General features: G+C 38.6%; 14 protein-coding genes and 2 other annotated features. Of the genes, 3 read left to right on the top strand and 11 right to left on the bottom strand.

Annotation, left to right across the window (positions count from 1 at the left end):
* Window positions 1-7: 7 nt before the first annotated feature.
* From murQ to OZ002_RS09525, 5 genes are all read right to left on the bottom strand, one after another.
* Window positions 8-904 (bottom strand): N-acetylmuramic acid 6-phosphate etherase, encoded by an 897-nt coding sequence (murQ, locus tag OZ002_RS09545; protein ID WP_002306098.1) that lies wholly within the window; start codon window positions 902-904, stop codon window positions 8-10.
* A gap of 2 nt (window positions 905-906) precedes the next feature.
* On the bottom strand, window positions 907-1,968 hold the full coding sequence (locus OZ002_RS09540) for a DUF871 domain-containing protein (RefSeq protein ID WP_002331621.1): 1,062 nt from the start codon (window positions 1,966-1,968) through the stop codon (window positions 907-909).
* Window positions 1,969-2,179: 211 nt separating this feature from the next.
* The gene (locus OZ002_RS09535) at window positions 2,180-2,707 is read right to left on the bottom strand and encodes a histidine phosphatase family protein (RefSeq protein WP_025476703.1); all 528 of its coding nucleotides are present in this window, start codon (window positions 2,705-2,707) and stop codon (window positions 2,180-2,182) included.
* Window positions 2,708-2,773: 66 nt separating this feature from the next.
* On the bottom strand, window positions 2,774-4,276 hold the full coding sequence (gene eat(A), locus OZ002_RS09530) for an ABC-F type ribosomal protection-like protein Eat(A) (protein ID WP_325083184.1): 1,503 nt from the start codon (window positions 4,274-4,276) through the stop codon (window positions 2,774-2,776).
* Window positions 4,277-4,533: 257 nt separating this feature from the next.
* Window positions 4,534-5,655 carry a glycerate kinase family protein gene (locus tag OZ002_RS09525; RefSeq protein WP_002306095.1) on the bottom strand — a complete coding sequence of 374 codons (1,122 nt, stop codon included), beginning with the start codon at window positions 5,653-5,655 and terminating at the stop codon, window positions 4,534-4,536.
* A gap of 125 nt (window positions 5,656-5,780) precedes the next feature.
* Here OZ002_RS09525 and OZ002_RS09520 point away from each other — a divergent pair, with 125 nt between their 5' ends.
* Window positions 5,781-6,722, top strand: coding sequence for a 2-dehydropantoate 2-reductase (locus OZ002_RS09520; RefSeq protein WP_156249113.1), 942 nt, complete (start codon window positions 5,781-5,783; stop codon window positions 6,720-6,722).
* A 142-nt stretch (window positions 6,723-6,864) separates the two neighbouring features.
* Here the strand turns inward: OZ002_RS09520 and OZ002_RS09515 are convergent, their stop codons facing one another.
* Entirely contained in the window at window positions 6,865-7,761 is an 897-nt protein-coding gene (locus OZ002_RS09515; protein ID WP_002306093.1) for a hypothetical protein, read from the bottom strand.
* Between the two features lie 281 nt (window positions 7,762-8,042).
* Here OZ002_RS09515 and OZ002_RS09510 point away from each other — a divergent pair, with 281 nt between their 5' ends.
* Together OZ002_RS09510 and OZ002_RS09505 are read left to right on the top strand one after the other, a co-directional pair.
* On the top strand, window positions 8,043-9,383 hold the full coding sequence (locus OZ002_RS09510) for an amino acid permease (protein WP_002331624.1): 1,341 nt from the start codon (window positions 8,043-8,045) through the stop codon (window positions 9,381-9,383).
* A gap of 316 nt (window positions 9,384-9,699) precedes the next feature.
* Window positions 9,700-10,143, top strand: coding sequence for a DUF305 domain-containing protein (locus tag OZ002_RS09505; RefSeq protein WP_002293791.1), 444 nt, complete (start codon window positions 9,700-9,702; stop codon window positions 10,141-10,143).
* Between the two features lie 75 nt (window positions 10,144-10,218).
* Here OZ002_RS09505 and nhaC read toward each other — a convergent pair whose 3' ends face one another.
* From nhaC to OZ002_RS09480, 5 genes are all read right to left on the bottom strand, one after another.
* Window positions 10,219-11,637, bottom strand: coding sequence for a Na+/H+ antiporter NhaC (gene nhaC / locus OZ002_RS09500; RefSeq protein ID WP_002331625.1), 1,419 nt, complete (start codon window positions 11,635-11,637; stop codon window positions 10,219-10,221).
* A gap of 402 nt (window positions 11,638-12,039) precedes the next feature.
* Window positions 12,040-13,263: a M20 family metallopeptidase gene (locus OZ002_RS09495; RefSeq protein WP_002306090.1), complete on the bottom strand. Its 1,224-nt coding sequence runs from the start codon at window positions 13,261-13,263 to the stop codon at window positions 12,040-12,042.
* Between the two features lie 30 nt (window positions 13,264-13,293).
* Window positions 13,294-14,133, bottom strand: coding sequence for a MetQ/NlpA family ABC transporter substrate-binding protein (locus tag OZ002_RS09490; protein ID WP_002306089.1), 840 nt, complete (start codon window positions 14,131-14,133; stop codon window positions 13,294-13,296).
* 16 nt (window positions 14,134-14,149) lie between these two features.
* The gene (locus OZ002_RS09485) at window positions 14,150-14,830 is read right to left on the bottom strand and encodes a methionine ABC transporter permease (RefSeq protein ID WP_002293786.1); all 681 of its coding nucleotides are present in this window, start codon (window positions 14,828-14,830) and stop codon (window positions 14,150-14,152) included.
* A 1-nt stretch (window position 14,831) separates the two neighbouring features.
* On the bottom strand, window positions 14,832-15,905 hold the full coding sequence (locus tag OZ002_RS09480) for a methionine ABC transporter ATP-binding protein (RefSeq protein ID WP_002293318.1): 1,074 nt from the start codon (window positions 15,903-15,905) through the stop codon (window positions 14,832-14,834).
* A 48-nt stretch (window positions 15,906-15,953) separates the two neighbouring features.
* Window positions 15,954-16,192, bottom strand: a binding site (T-box leader).
* A gap of 42 nt (window positions 16,193-16,234) precedes the next feature.
* Window positions 16,235-16,468, bottom strand: a binding site (T-box leader).
* Window positions 16,469-16,473: the final 5 nt, after the last annotated feature.

Below are 16,473 nucleotides of genomic sequence, written 5' to 3'. Positions count from 1 at the left end.
TTCCCCCTCATAAGGTTCCTTTTACAAAACCGTTTGCTTCAGCTAATTTTGCTTGAGCTGCCTCTTTATCACTATTTGTCAAAATCATGACGATAGCCAGTTTGACATTTTGATCTGCTTCCTCAAAGTACTTTTCAGCTGTTTCGTAGTCAGCTTCTGTCGCTTGCATGATGATTCGTTTTGAGCGTTCGATTAGTTTTTCATTTGTTGGTTTGACGTCGACCATCAAGTTATTGAATACTTTACCGATACCGATCATACTGATAGTAGAAATCATATTCAAAATCAGTTTTTGTGCTGTTCCTGACTTCAATCGAGTAGAGCCTGTCAAAAATTCTGGTCCTGCATCGACTTCAATTGGGAAATCCGCATGCTTGCTGATTTCTGCTTGTTTATTGCAAGAAATCGTTCCTGTAACAGCACCAATCGATTTTGCGTAATCTAATCCACCAATCACATATGGTGTACGACCGCTAGCTGCGATACCAATAACTATATCATTTTTTGTTAAATTCAGCTTGATTAGATCTTCTTGCCCTAATTCATAAGAATCTTCGGCTCCTTCGACGGCTACAGTCATTGCTTCTTCTCCACCAGCAATTAGGCCTATGACCATTTCCGGTTCTACACCGAATGTCGGTACACATTCAGCAGCATCTAATACACCAAGTCTACCACTCGTTCCAGCTCCCATATAAATCAAGCGACCACCTTTTTTAAAGGATTCAATCGTGTTGGCGATCACTGGCTCGATACTTGTCAGTTCTTTTTCAACAGCAGCGGCCACTTTCTGATCTTCTTTGTTCATGAGTTGGACTGCTTGAGAAATACTCATTTCATCTAATCCAAAAGTTTCTTGGTTTCTGCGTTCCGTTGTTAGGTTCTCTAAATTGATTTTGCTCATTTTTATCTTCCTTCTTTTCTTATAAATTGATAGTTCATACCAGCTTTGATTTGGTTGATCAGCGGTAGTTCTTCTTTGATGACTTTGGCTACTACATTCACTTTTTCATCCGCTGGCAAATCATATTTAGTTAATTGGATCTCACCCATATAGCGCAAATACTTTTCGTTATCTAAAGTAATAGATCCTTTCATACGCTTAGCTGTATTTCTTACTGGGATTGGCGGAATCTCTCGAAAACGCGCATCTGCGCTTCGTATGACATCTCTTGCATCATCTTGCCGATTCGTATGTTTTCCTAATATATATTCGTAAAAAACTTCATCTACAGGTTCCGTATGGAGCAAGACTGTCTGTTCTTTTTGGAAAGAAGCAAATTGCTCCTGAACGTGTTCTGACAGACCTGCATCTCCGATATAAACAATATCCGTGTTACTTGCTAATAGATCAAGAGCACCTGCCAGAGGATGGATCCCTCGATGTTCTTCCAAAGTTGGTAATCCTTGATACAGTGGACCTCTCAACTCTGTATCTCCTGGTACAAAGCCTTGTACAAGGAATCCTTGAGTTTTGAGCCATTGATTTTTTTCCTGATACCATTCTTTGTCCAGCCCTGTTTCAGGACGTGGATAATAATTATGCCAAGCTTCAATCTGTGAAAAATCAGCCGCTGCTTCTTTCAACTCATCGATATCTTTAGGCATGATCGTGCTGGCATTCAAACTGATTTTCAATTGATGTGACCAGTCGGCGATCTGCTGATTAGAAATATGATAATCCATTCTTAACCCTGTTACACCAATTGCTTTCAAGGGTGTTAGATCTTCTAATGAAAAGCCAGCTCGTTTCAATGCCTCTCCTGAAATATCGACCATCAACTCTAGTTTATTCTTTTTCGCTTCGCTTCCTAGTTCGATCAATCGATTTTGATAAGCCGAAACATCATCTTCCGGTATATGCATGGAAGTGAAAATACCGACAAAGCCATTGGATGCCATTTGGCGGATATACTGTTTCTTCTCTTCTGACAAAGAATCATTCATAAATATTGAAAAGCCAAACATATTATCCCTCTTTTTCTGTATCCGTCTTCATTTCTATGACTAGAGTATATATCTAAAGAAACAAAATTTCAATACTTTTGTTAAAATAATTAAATTTTATTTCTAAAAATTAGATTTATAATGCCAAAAGAATTGACACAGCCACAAAAAAGGCACTGCTAAGCAAAAGCAGTGCCTTGAAACATTTTATTTAAATAACACAAAATTCTAATTACTCATAAGAAATTAATTCTGTATTGTCTACCATGAATGTAAAGAACCCTTCATTAGGCATTGGATGAAAATAAGCATTGATCACTCTTATCAAGGCATTATGACAGACTAACAAGTAGACATTTTCTTCGTCTTCCATGCATTCTTTCAATAAAGGAACGATTCGTGCGTACACATCTAAGACCGACTCTCCATTTGGGAAACGTACAGCAAACGCTAAACGCGCTTTTTGAAAGTTTTCATCTTTGCTTGGCAGTCCGTCATAATCCCCAAAATCCATTTCTACCAATCGCTCATCAGCGGTCAGCGGCAAGCTGAGACGATCAGCAACTGCTTGTGCTGTATCTCTTGCTCGTTGAAGAGGGGAATGGATGATTTTCGTGATTGGAACAGGCAAATCTACTACCTTTTCTGCTAGTTTCTGTGCCTGCATCTGTCCTTTTTCAGTCAGCGGCACATCTGCCCGTCCGCAAACTAATCCTTGTGCGTTCCAAGTTGTTTCTCCGTGTCTCGTTACATAAAGCATGTGATTCTCTCCTTCGTTGGCAAAGTTCCCCTTAACCATACCTTGTTGTTCTTGAGATTACAAGGGTTAGATTTTCTCAAGAGAAATAATCTCAGTAGATACTTTATCCAGGAAGGTTTGATCATGTTCCACTAGTAACATGGCAGGTTTCACGTTCAAGATCAGTTGTTCTAATTGTTCTTGATTGAAGACATCCAAATAATTCAATGGTTCATCCCATATATAGAGCTCAGCTGGTTGGGATAAAGATTTAGCCAATTCCACTTTTTTCCGTTGTCCCATACTCATCTGTTCGATTTTATTATGAAAAACATCTCTTTCCATCCCAAGCTTTCGGAGATTATTCAAAAATGCTTGATAGTCTACTCGGTTTTTCTCCGCGAATTCCGCCAACGTTCCTCGATTGTCTTCATAATTTTGGCGTACATAACTAATGCTCAGATGTTTTGGCTGGGATTTTTCTCCTATAACCTTGCCGTTGAATGCCCCCAGAAGATAATGGATAATGGATGACTTTCCTGCACGGTTAGGACCTGAAATCGCCACCCGCTGATGAGGCTCGATTGTAAAATGAATTGGCTCGAATAACAGATTTTCATACCCTAATTGAAGATCTTCTACGCTTAAAAGTCGCTTATGGTGAGACGCTTGACTATTCATCGTCAAAGAATCGATATATTCGATATCTTTTAATAGTTTTTCTTTCTCGCTGATCTGGGTCTCCATCCGATTCACGATTGCTTTGGATCGTTTCATCGTCCGTGCAGCATCAGCACCCACTGCTCCTTTATTCACTCGTCTAGATTCAGTATCGATGAATCCGACTTGTTTCTTTGTTTTATCTCCTTCTCGGGAACGAGACCATTCGGCTTTTTCAGCTGCTGTTTTCTTTAGCCTACTGACTTCTTTTTTCAATTTTTCATTTTGAGCCATTTCAAATTCATCACGAAGTTTTTTCTGTTCTTCATAGATAGAGAAATTCCCTTGATAAAGTTCCAGTTGACTTTTTTCGATTGCTAAAACATGGTCCACTACTTCATCGATAAATCCCCGGTCATGGCTGACCACGATGAAGCCTTGTTTTTTCTTTTTCAAATAAGCCGCTACTTGTTTTCTACCAGAGATATCCAAATGATTCGTTGGTTCATCGATTAACGGGAAATGAGTGTCATCCACAAATAAAAGTGCCAGTAGGACTTTTGTCTTCTCTCCCCCTGATAGTGTGCTGAATTCTCTCCATAAGATTTCAGGATCTGTTTGCATCAATTGGAGCTCTCTTTCGATTTCCCATATCTCAAAATCCGTAATATCATTTAACACGTAATAGGTTAAACGTTCTTTATCTTTTGTCTGTTGCGGGAAATAGACAAATTCTTGCTGATGGATTACTTGCCCTTGATAAGGTAGTTTGTTTTGTAGAATATTCAGTAAAGTTGTCTTTCCTCGACCGTTTCGTCCGATAAGTCCTAGTTTCCATTGTATGTCAAAATTTAGATTTGCTTGTTCAAATAATAATGTGCCTTGGCTGTCGTAGCCGAATGTCAGATTTTTTATTTCGATTTTAGACATTTTCCATCACCTCGTAAAAAAAGACCAGTCCTATTTTCAGAACTGGCTAAAGAGGATGCAAGGGTTGGGTACACACAAAAAGACCCATACATCGAAAAAACCAAGCCAATCCCGAAAATCTGCACACTGCTCCCTTGTCTCCACAAGGTACAGTCTGAATGCAGCTTTCATCAATCGACTTAATTTTTCAATGCACGGATCCCTCACTTTGTCCTATATTTGAAATTACGATAGCATAAAGAAAATGATTTTGTCAACTACTTCGGGAGGATGGTGAAAAATCTGCTAAGTGTCTGTCCTAAGATTTTTGTTTTTTCTAATGTTTGCCTGTGTTCCATTGCTTCTTCTAAACCTATTGGACCCAAATGAATACTTAAGACAATTGGGAGAAAATCAGAGAGTCCTTCTAGCTCTTGGTCTCTACTTCCGCAAATAGCGATTATTGGTTTTCGATATTTTTTTGCAAGCACTGCTACACCGTATGGAACTTTTCCGTGGATCGTTTGCTGATCGATCCGCCCTTCTCCTGTAATGATGACATCTGCTTGTTCGATCTTTTTTTCCAATCCAGTGATTTGGCTGACTAAATCGAAACCAGAAACCATCTTCGCTCCCAACAAAAAAAGGGCTCCACCAATACCGCCTGCTGCTCCACTTCCTGGAATATCATCTAAATCCACCTCCCAGAAATCTTTTATTTGCTGAGCAATCTTTCCTGCTTGTTTATCTAAGAAAGCTAGCGTCGTATCTATTCCTCCTTTTTGTCTTCCAAATTGCCAAGCAGCTCCTTGTTGACCTGTATATGGATTGGTAACATCTGCAACGATAATCAATTTTACTTTAGAAACAAGAACGTTTCTTCGATCAAAATGAAGTTTTTTAGTAGATAATAAAGGATTTCCTTCTGTGTACCCTTCTAAAGAAGCACCCAAGGATTGGAGTAATCCTAGACCACCATCGCTACACCCGCTTCCTCCTAAAGTGACAATAATTTGTTCTACTTCTTGAAGCAGTGCATCTTTGATAAGTTCTCCTAAGGCATAACTGGAAGCAAGTCGGATAGTTTGATCCGTTGGTTTATCAAGTAGATCTAACCCCAATGCTTGTGCAGATTCGATGACTGCGGTATTTTTTCCTTGCCAAGTTGTCAATAAATAGCTGATTTTTCGCTGACGGAATAAGAGATCCATCCCATCAATGGTACGCCATGTTCCCCCGAGCGCGTAATAGATTGCTTCTGCAGTATTTTCTCCGCCATCTGCAATCGGCACATTGATTTTTCTTCCTTTACGATCTTCCCAGCCATTTAGAACTGCCTGATTTAGTTCAAATGAAGAAGCACTTCCTTTAAATGAATCAATTGCCGCCAAAATATCCATCTGTATCCCTCACTTTCTTCTTAAGTAAGACACTTTTTTTCATTTTTTTCAAACAAAACAATGCTATTTTCTTCCATTTTTCTATATACTAAAAGGGAAATCATTGAATAAAGGAGAGAAAAAACATGAAAATCGCAATAGCTGGGGCCGGAGCAATGGGCAGCCGAATCGGATTGATGCTACATCAAAGCGGAAATGAGGTCCTCTTGATCGATCGTTGGCCTGCTCACATTGAAGCCATTCGTACAAATGGGTTGATTGCTGACTTTAACGGTAAAGAAGTGGTCGCAAAACTGCCAATCTATTCACCAGAAGAAATCATCGAAAGCAACGAACACGTGGACTTGATCGTAGCATTAACAAAAGCGAATCAATTAGATGATATGTTTCGTTCGATCCAATCCATTATTACTGACAATACTTATGTTTTGTGTTTACTAAATGGATTAGGTCATGAAGATGTACTGGAAAAATATGTGCCAAAGAAAAATATCTTATTTGGGATCACGATGTGGACAGCTGGTCTGGCTGGTCCGGGAAAAGTCACATTGTTAGGTGATGGAGAAATCGAACTAGAGAACTTGGAATCAGAAGGCGAAGCATTTACAAAAAAAGTTGTAGAAGTCTTTCAAGAAGCAAAATTAAATCCGATCTATAGCCATAATGTTCGTTATTCCATTTGGCGAAAAGCTTGTGTAAATGGAACATTGAATGGTTTATGCACGATTTTGGATTGTAATATTGCTGAACTAGGCGCGCAAAAAGCGGCAGAGAGCATGGTTCGAACAATCGTATCTGAATTTGCTTCTATCGCAGCAAAAGAAGGAATCATATTAGATCAAGAAGAAGTGTACCAACATATTACTTCTACTTATGATCCTGACAACATCGGGTTGCATTACCCATCTATGTACCAAGACCTGATCAAAAACCATCGTTTGACTGAAATCGACTACATCAATGGTGCCGTTTGGCGAAAAGGACAAAAATATGATATTGCTACACCATATTGTGCCTTTTTGACCCAATTAGTCCATGCAAAAGAAGGAATCCTTGGCGCAGAGTAAAAGGCTCTCTGATGAGAATCAGCTGAATCAGCAGCTGGTTCTCATTTTTTTACCCCCATGAAAGATCAAAAAGAAAAACACAATTCTCATGTTGCCATAAGAATTGCGCTTGTTTATTTTCATCTATGATTGGTTGGCACTTTTATTTATTTTTAACAGAGGAAAGATCGTATTCATATTGTTCATAAATAGCGGAGTCAGTAGTGAAAAAACGTTTTGCCCAATTTTCTGCATCAAAAAATTCCAACAGTTCTGATGGGATTGGTTGAAATGGCGTATGCAAAAATTCCGGTAATTCATCTAAATCACGTTCTTGAAGCAAAAAAATATTTTCAGGATGATAAAACTGATAATGAGCTATGGCTTGATTATCTGTCACTAGTTTCTTTTGAAAATACATAGATTCAAACGTTCGCAAAGTCACTCCTTGCTGCCCTTCCCGCAACAGTTCTAGAATCCCCCTCGATTCCCCGGTTTTTTTCAGATATTCTTCATAAGTAAGGTATCCAGGTTGTTCATTTCCTCGAAGCGGAAGAATGAAATAGTTGGTCGTAACATCTCTTTTTATAAATTCCTGCTTATATTTTTCTGCCCGTTCTTTTCTGCCGTTATTTGTTGCACCAAAAAAAAGATCCGTCTTTGGTTCGCTAGAAGAAAAATCCATATGTTTCGAATAAAAGGAACTATTATGTTTTAGTCCAAGTTCTTTCGCTTCCAAAAAATCAAAATGATAAATCTCATCGATTGCCGGTTCATCTTGTGCCTGCTTCAGCATCGCCTCGTGTTCTGCTTTAAAGTGGTTCCAAAAAAATAACACGATTTTTGCATTGGTAAATGGACGCACGCGTCGAGCCATCTCCATATCAAATCCATAATCTAAAAAAACGATCAGCTGATAATTTGCCAACTGTTGTCGAGCTGATTTAATGAATTCCGACTGTAGTAAATCTTTTCCGGACCAAACATCTAAAGAGCGGATGGAAGGAAAAAAATAAAGTGATTTATTTTTCGCAATTAGCAATACGTCGTTTTTGTTCATCTGTTCCGCCTCACTTTCTCTGTCACTTTTTCCTATGATAGCCTGTTTAAATAGTAAAAAGCCAGTAAAACGCTTCCTATTATTTTTATAAAAATTTAACATTTCTATGAAAATACGATGAAATAAATCATTCTTCCATTAAAATATGCCTAAAAGTTTTCTGAATAGTTGTAATTATCTGAAAATTTGTTATCATTAGTCATTGTTATTATTACTATTTATTCTTACTATTTATTCTTACTATACATTTTGATTGTGAATTTAAAAGAAAGAGGTTATTTATGGAAGATAAAAAATTGAAAAAACAACTTAGCTCCCGACATATCACCATGCTAGCTTTAGGTGGAGCGATTGGTGCAGGTCTATTTAAAGGAAGTGGCGAAGCGATTGGAATCGCCGGCCCTTCTGTATTGATCGCTTTTTTGATTGGCGGCATAATTTTATATATCGTGATGAAAGGTCTGGGAAAAATTGTTTTAAGTGGTGGTGATACGCACCACGGATTATCTGGATTGATTCGTCCATATCTAGGTGCTCATGCTGCCGATTTTACCGATTGGGTCTACTGGTCCATGTGGATTATCAATATCATTGCTGAAGCTGTTGCAGCTGCTTCCTTTTTACAGTTGTGGTTCCCCCACATCCCAGCTTGGGTATTTGTTTTTATGTTGGCTGTTTTAACTACTATCATCAATCTTTATTCGGTACGATTATTCGCAGAGACAGAATATTGGCTGGCCTTTGCTAAAATCAGTGTCATTATCCTATTGATCATTTTTGCTGCTTATCTTGTCGGTCAGCAAATGTTGGGTACTGGTGTTTTCCCTACCCTTCAGCAATTAACTGATCATGGTGGTTTTACTCCCCACGGTATGAAGGGAATCATCAGTTCTTTGCTTGTAGTTATCTATTCTTACGGCGGTTCTGAGTTGATTGCTATCACGGTAAGCGAAGCAGATGATCCTAAACGTGCGATTCCTAAAGCAATCAAAGGCGTCATGGGAAGAATCATTTCCTTTTACATTATTCCTTTATTTTTGCTTTTGATTATTTTTCCTTGGAATACTTTAGCAGGCACGAACGTTAGTCCTTTTGTGTTGGTATTTGAAAAAATGAATATTCCATTTGCGGCAGATATCGTCAATTTCGTGATTGTTCTTGCTCTGTTCTCGTCTATCAATTCAGGTGTATATGCTTCTTCGAGAATTTTGTTCTTCCGCTTGAAAGATCGAAAAGGTTCCTCTAGAAAACTAGCTGTTTTAAACAAGCATCAAGTACCGCAACGTGCTGTGCTGTTTTGTACCAGTGTTCTTTATCTAGGTGTTGCTCTTTCTTATTTTGTCGGTGACAAATTATTTGGCTATCTGGCAGGTTCTCTTTCCTATACAGTATTATTGATCTGGATCATTATCAGTGCTGCGTCCTTTGTACTGGCACTAAGTAAAGGAACGTTATGGGACAAAGGAATCAGCTTTTTTGCATTAGCAGTCTTAGGGTTGATTTTCCTTGGTATCCTATTCACGAACTCCATTGGGGTAACTGTATTGACCGGTTTGCTTTACCTGTTCATTTATTTCAGTTATCAAAAAAAGAATGATGCTTTCGTCTTGACGAATGAATGAAACCAATAGAGAATTTTATTCTATTTATATTGAATAGCTGGAGCTATTGAAAAAAAGGAGCTGCGACAAAAATTGTTGCAGTTCTTTTTTCCGAATAAACGGTGTTCTCCTGCCAACTTCTCGGTCACAAGTCACAATATTCAACAAACATGAGAAACTGTTTTTTGAAATTGTTCCTTGTGACTCAGCGTTAAACGGCAGGCTCACGACCTCTTGATAAACGGTGTTCAAAAACCATCTGTGCAGATTAATTGATTGTTCTCCACGCTCATGACATGATAGAAGAAAGGAATGAAGAAAAAGGAGTTTGTTTTAAATGAAAAAGTATTGGAAGTTTTTGTTGATGATTGGTGTTTCGACGGTAGTCATGTTTGGTATGATGTATTTGAATGTTTATGCGCTTGATCATATCTTCTTCAGTCGCACACGTGTATTCATGGCGCTGATGATGGGTGCAGTCATGGCAGTCATTATGTTGTTGTTCATGTGGAAAATGTATGAAAACAAAAAGATAAATGCTATGATTTTAGCCGCTAGTCTTCTTGTTTTTGCCGGTTCCTTATTTATGGTACGAAGCCAAACAACTGTCAATGATACGGCGTGGATGAAGGCGATGATCCCTCATCACTCTATTGCTATCTTGACAAGTAAACGAGCTGATTTAAAAGATCCTGAAGTAAAAAAATTAGCGGAAGAAATCATTCAGGCACAAGAAGAAGAAATCGACAAAATGAAAAAAATGATCAAAGAAATGGAATGACCATTATCTATCCAAACAGAAAAACTGCTGGGAAACGAAAGTTTCTCGGCAGTTTTTTACATAAACATCCTGTTTTTATTGTTCTAATTGCGCTGTCTTGCTTACTGCTTCTTGCGGTTTCACAAATTTTTTTGAGATTCCCCAACCTGTGAAGGCACTGACCATCGAAAACACAGGAGAAAGCAAACTGAAAAATACGAATGGCAAGTAAGTGAGTGTAGGAATACCAAATGTACTTGCTACGAAACTTCCGGCAATTCCCCAAGGCACTAAGTAGTTGATTACTGTTCCACCATCTTCTAGCGTTCTACCTAATACAGTTGGATCAAATCCTGCTTTTTCATAAGTTTCTTTAAATGCATTACCAGGCAGAATAACAGATAGGAATTGTTCACCAATAAAAATATTTACTCCGATACTTGTCATCAATGTTGTAAAAATCAATTTTGGTGTGTTCGTCATCTTTCTTGATACTCGTTCCATCACGGTTGAGATCAAGCCAAATTCGATCAACAATCCACCTAATGACAAAGTTAGAATAATCAATGACACAGTAGGCATCATACTTTCGATTCCTCCGCGGCTAAGCAGTGAATCGATTTGTTGGTTTCCAGTATTTGAAACAAACCCTGATTCGATGACCCCAGCCAACTTCGTTAAGGAAGTTTGTGGGTTTTGAATAAAAATCATTCCTACTGCTACAGCGATATTCAACAAAATCGTCAAAATTGCCGGCACCTTTTTCCATGCACACAGTAACATTAAAAATAAAGGAATCAGTGACCAGATTGAAATAGTAAAGTTTGCTTCTAGAACATCAGTCACTTCACGAATAGATGAAAGACTTGCGGCTTTACTTGTGTGTCCTAAAATCATGAATAAAAAGAAAGAAACAACAAATGCCGGAACAGTTGACCACATCATATGCTTGATGTGTTTGAACAAATCGGCATCAACAATAGCTGCTGCTAGATTTGTTGATTCGGATAATGGAGACATCTTATCTCCAAAAACGGCACCTGAAACAATAGCTCCAACAACCAGCGCTGGATTTAGGCCTAGTGTTGTGCCAATACCGAAAAATGCAATCCCAATCGTTGACATAACAGTAAAGGCACTCCCTACAGCGCTACCTACGATTGCACACACAACAAATACAGAAGGGACAAACCACTGGACACTGATCAATTTGAACCCAATGACCATTAGAGTTGGAATGATCCCTGCTTGTATCCATACAGCAATCAATGAACCGACTAAAATAAAAATAAAGATTGGGATGATTCCTGGTTTGATGCCATTGATGATTCCTTCGTGCAGCCAATCTGTCGGGTATCTTTTTATCACTGCATACAACATGACCATTCCGATCGCTGCTAAGATCGTGATATTAGGTGAGACCTTTAATCCGACAACGCCAATCGCAATGCCTAAAACAATAACCATTAATACAAGTGTTGCTTCTAAAAAACTTGGTGTTCCTTTTTTTTCCATGATAATCTCTCCTTTTTTAGTTGTTCTTATGTTCTAAAAAAGTTAAGATATCGGATTACTCCGCCGCAATTCATCCGCGATTCCTCCTTTATAAAAATAAAAAGACCTGTTTTAAACTAAGGACGAATGACTCCGCGGTACCACCTTAATTAAAAACAGATCTGTTTTTCACTTTCAAACTTTTATTCAAATGTATGGACTTTCCATGTAATTCGTCAATTAGGCTTGATCGGTTCACAGCGACCACCGACTTTCTGAACAAAACACCTAACCGCTACTGCGTGAAAAGTTGACTTGTATGAAGTTTACCTTCCATAAGATCATTTGTCAATGAAAAAGAAAATATTTTTTCATTTTTCTGAAAATTATTTTTATAACTTTCACACACAAGTTTATTTTTTACTAGAAAGTAGCACCCTCTTGTTTTTTTCTTGCTACTATTTCTTGATGTTCTTGCTTGATTCTTTCTAATAGCTTTGGCTCTTTCAACAGATCAAGAGCTGTATTGGCGAGTAGTTCTGCTGCAATCGCAATAGAAGCAAGGCCTTTGTCACTTTTAGCAGCAGCTTTGAATTCTTCTGTGTGTCCGGCAATATATGTCTCAGAGATTGCTACCGTAGGCTGGATTGTTGGTATGACTTGGCTGACATTTCCTACATCAGAAGAACCGAGACTTGTTCTTTGTTCCGTTTCTATTTCTTCATCTGGAACACCTGCTTCTTTTGCATGCTGGAAGAATAAGTCATCAAAAGAAGGAGTAACGATGACATCATCAACTGCATTTTGGAACAATCCAAACTCAAAAGTCGTGCCCGTACTTATCGCAGCACCTCGTACGATATTTTCCACTTTTTCATATACCTTATCTAATGTTTGCCGATTTCCTGCACGTAAATAGAAACGTCCAGCAGCGTAATCTGGAATGACGTTGGCAGCTACTCCTCCGTCTGTAATGATCCCATGGATATTGACATCTTTTGGCAATTGCAAGCGTAGAGCGTTGATTCCATTAAACACTTGGATCAATGCTTCCAAAGCATTTACTCCTTTTTCAGGTGCTGCTGCTGCATGGGAAGCGACACCGTAAAATTTGATATCGACTGGATCATTCGCTAAAGATTCTGTCGTTTTCCCATAACGAAAAGCTGGATGGACGCATAACGCTACATCGACATCCTCAAAAAAACCTTCTCGAACAAAGCTGCCTTTAGCTGATCCGTTCTCGCCCCCTTCTTCCCCTGGGGTGCCATATACACGGATTTCTCCACCAGTTTCATCAATAAATTGCTTCACTATGCTGGCGGCTAATACGGAGTAAGTACCAAACAAATTATGCCCGCATGCATGACCAATACCTGGTAAAGCATCGAATTCTGCCAAAAAGGCAATTGTGGGACCGGGTTTATTGGAAATATAACGTGCATCAAAGGCTGTTCGGTGTCCAGCTACTTCTTTTTCTACCCAAAACCCTTCTTTTTCTAATTGTTTAATCAACGCTGCTGAGGAATAAAACTCATAGTTACTTACTTCAGGATGTTCGTGGATATCTAGAGCAAGTGCTTGATATTCTGGTAAACGATATTGGATTAGATCCTTCAATTGGTTTGTTGAGATTGTTGTTGTCATAAAAAATTCCTCCTATGCTAGTCATTTTTCTTATTTTCTCCCGAATGTTTCCCATGCAGGCACGCTTGATCCTTTTGATGTTTTCTCGATTACTTTGACTGTGTCTTCTGTTTGATAAGCGTCTACTATTTTTTGATACGTTTTATTTTTTTCATCTTCTTTTCTTGCAACGATGATATTCACATAAGGACGTGCATGGTCATCCACTGGTTCTAAGAAGATGGCATCAGAAGCAGGATTAAATCCAGCATCTACAGCTACACCGCTATTGATCACTGAAATGTCTACATCCGACAAAGCACGTGCTGTTTGTGAAGCATCTAATTCAGAAATGTCTAGATTTTTTTTATTCTCGGTAATATCAGAAACAGTGGGCGCTTGTCCTTTTGCCTTATCCACTTTGATCAATCCAGCAGTTTGCAATAACAGAAGAGCTCTGCCGCCATTTGTGACATCATTAGGGATTGCTACTTTTGCTCCGTCTTTGATATCAGCTACATCCTTCAAAGTGTTAGAATAAATTCCCAGCGGTGCATTGACAGTATTTCCGATTGATACTAAATCAGTTCCGTGTTCTTTATTGTAATTGTCTAAAAAGAATTGATGTTGGAAAGAATTCAAATCAATCGATCCATCTGCTAAAGCCGCATTTGGTTGATTGTAATCTGTAAATTTCACGTATTCCAAATTAATGTTCTCCTTTTTCAAACGGTCTTTCACGTTGTCCCATACATCTGTATCTTCTCCAATAATCCCTAGTTTTACGGTAGTTTCTTTTTTGTCAGTTGTATCTGCTTTTCCTTGGCTACACCCTGCCAACCAAATAATTGCTACAAATGTAATGACTACAAAACGAATAATTTTTTTCATTTTTTCTCCTCCACTTTCAATGTGTAATTTTTTTAATCAGTTGATTACTGATAAATTGACTTAAAAAAACTAAGATTAGAATCAATAATGTAGCCACAATCGTTACATCTGTTTGGAATCGATTATACCCTCTCGATATAGCAAGATTCCCTAATCCGCCTGCACCTACTGCTCCAGCCATGGTAGTCAGTCCGATCACGTTGATGATAGTCAACGCCGAGACCCGAATGATACCAGGCAAACCTTCTAACAAATACACACGTAAAATAATACCGATTGGACTGGTTCCCATCGCTTCTGCCGCTTCGATCACCCCAGGATCAACTTCTAGCAGTGCGTTCTCGATTTGACGAGCAAAAAACGGAACAACTCCAAAAATCAATGGCACTAAAGCTGCTTTCGCACCAATCGTCGTTCCAACTAAGAAACGAGTAGTCAATGCTAAAAGAGAAAGCAAGATAATGAAAGGGATGGAACGAATGATATTGATCAGCTTATCAAGTATTTCAAATAGCAGACGGTTAGCTAGTAATCCATTAGGGCGTGTCACTACTAACGTCACACCTAAGATGATTCCGATCATCCCGCCAATGAATGCTGTCCAAAAAGACATATATAGTGTTTGCTTCGTCGCTTCGACAAATTCATCCGGAATCAAATAAACATTGGGCAAATATGTTTTAAAGAAATCAGTCATTTTATCTTCCTCCTTCGATCACTTTGATACGACTATCTAATTCGTTTTTTTGTAAAATATTTATTTTTACACCAGATTTGATCAAATAATCCAATGCTTTTTGCCGCTGTTTGGTTTCTCCAGCTAAAGTAACGATCAAACTCCCTAACGGCGTTTCTTGTAATAACTCTACATTGCCATATAAAATATTCGCTGTTACTTGATATTTGCTGTACAGATGAGCGATTAGAGGTTCGTTCGTCTGATTTCCAATATAACTTAATTCCACCAGCCATTTATTGGCGATCTGATCGGCAAAAGCAGAATGGGCAATGATCGTTTCTAATGCTTGGTCAAGATGAGTAGCTGTTCGAATAAAATCTTTGGTCAATTCTTCTTCAGGATTGCTGAAGATCTGGATGCTGCTACCTTTTTCAATGATTCTTCCATCTTCCATAACCGCTACCTTGTTGCAGATTTCTTTGACAACTTGCATCTCATGAGTGATCAGGACGATTGTTAAACCTAACTGGCGATTCAATTTTTTTAACAATGCAAGGATCTGAAGGGTCGTTTTCGGATCAAGTGCACTGGTTGCTTCATCACATAATAATACCTTAGGTTCATTCGCCAAAGCTCGTGCGATTGCTACTCGTTGTTTTTGTCCCCCCGACAGTTGTTTAGGATAAGCAGATGCTTTTTCTTCCAAACCGACAAGTTCCAGTAGTTCATTCACTTTTTGACGACGTTCCTGTTTCGATTTTCCAGAATACTTTAAAGAAAAATCAACGTTGTCAAAAATAGTTCGGCTTTCCATTAGATTGAAATGCTGAAAGATCATACCGATGGCCTTTCTTTCTTTTCGCAATTCTTTGGGAGAGAGCTGACTCAAATTCGTCTGATTGACAATGACTTCTCCTGCTGTTGGTTTCTGCAGCAAATTCATCACACGAACTAACGTACTTTTCCCTGCACCTGAGTAACCGACGATTCCATAAACATCGCCTTTTTCAATCGTTAAATCTACAGAATCTACTGCCTGTATCTCTTTTTCTTTTTGTTTGAAACATACAGAAACATCTCGCAATTCAATCATTAAAATTCCTCCTTATCTAAAAAAGCGTCCTCAAGAAAATGTCATTTTCTTGAGGACGCTTTTTTGCGTGTTACCACCTCATGTTCAAGCTGTGTTCACACACAACTCCTCTTCAAGTACGATCATACTCTAGCAAGATATCGGTCGCAGCCGTCATCGCCTTACATCTATGCTCGGGATGAATTGCTCGATGGCCATTTTCCAATAGTCGTTCCTTGCTTCTTCTCAGCTACCGAAGCTCTCTGTCAAAGGTTCTTCTATCGTACTTACCATTTCAATGCAAATAATATTCAAAAAAAAAGTCCTTTTACTAACATAAACTATGTCAGTAAAAGGACGACGTATCGCGGTACCACCTTTTTTCGGAAGTTTCCTTCCCTCAAGCCCAACATCTCAAAAAGAGAGATTGGCGTTCGTTTTAACGGTCGAACAGTTCCGAATTTGCCTACTTATCGACAAATTATTCTCCAAGGCCATTTTCAGCTTTTCTTACTTGACTCTTCTCACCAGCCAGAGCCTCTCTGCAAAGTTTCCAAACTTACTTTCCTTTTCAACGAAATCGATATTT

The organism is Enterococcus sp. E4-150, from assembly GCF_035726465.1.
GTDB classification, from domain to species: domain Bacteria; phylum Bacillota; class Bacilli; order Lactobacillales; family Enterococcaceae; genus Enterococcus_B; species Enterococcus_B faecium.
This window is presented reverse-complemented; position numbering and strand designations above follow the sequence as displayed.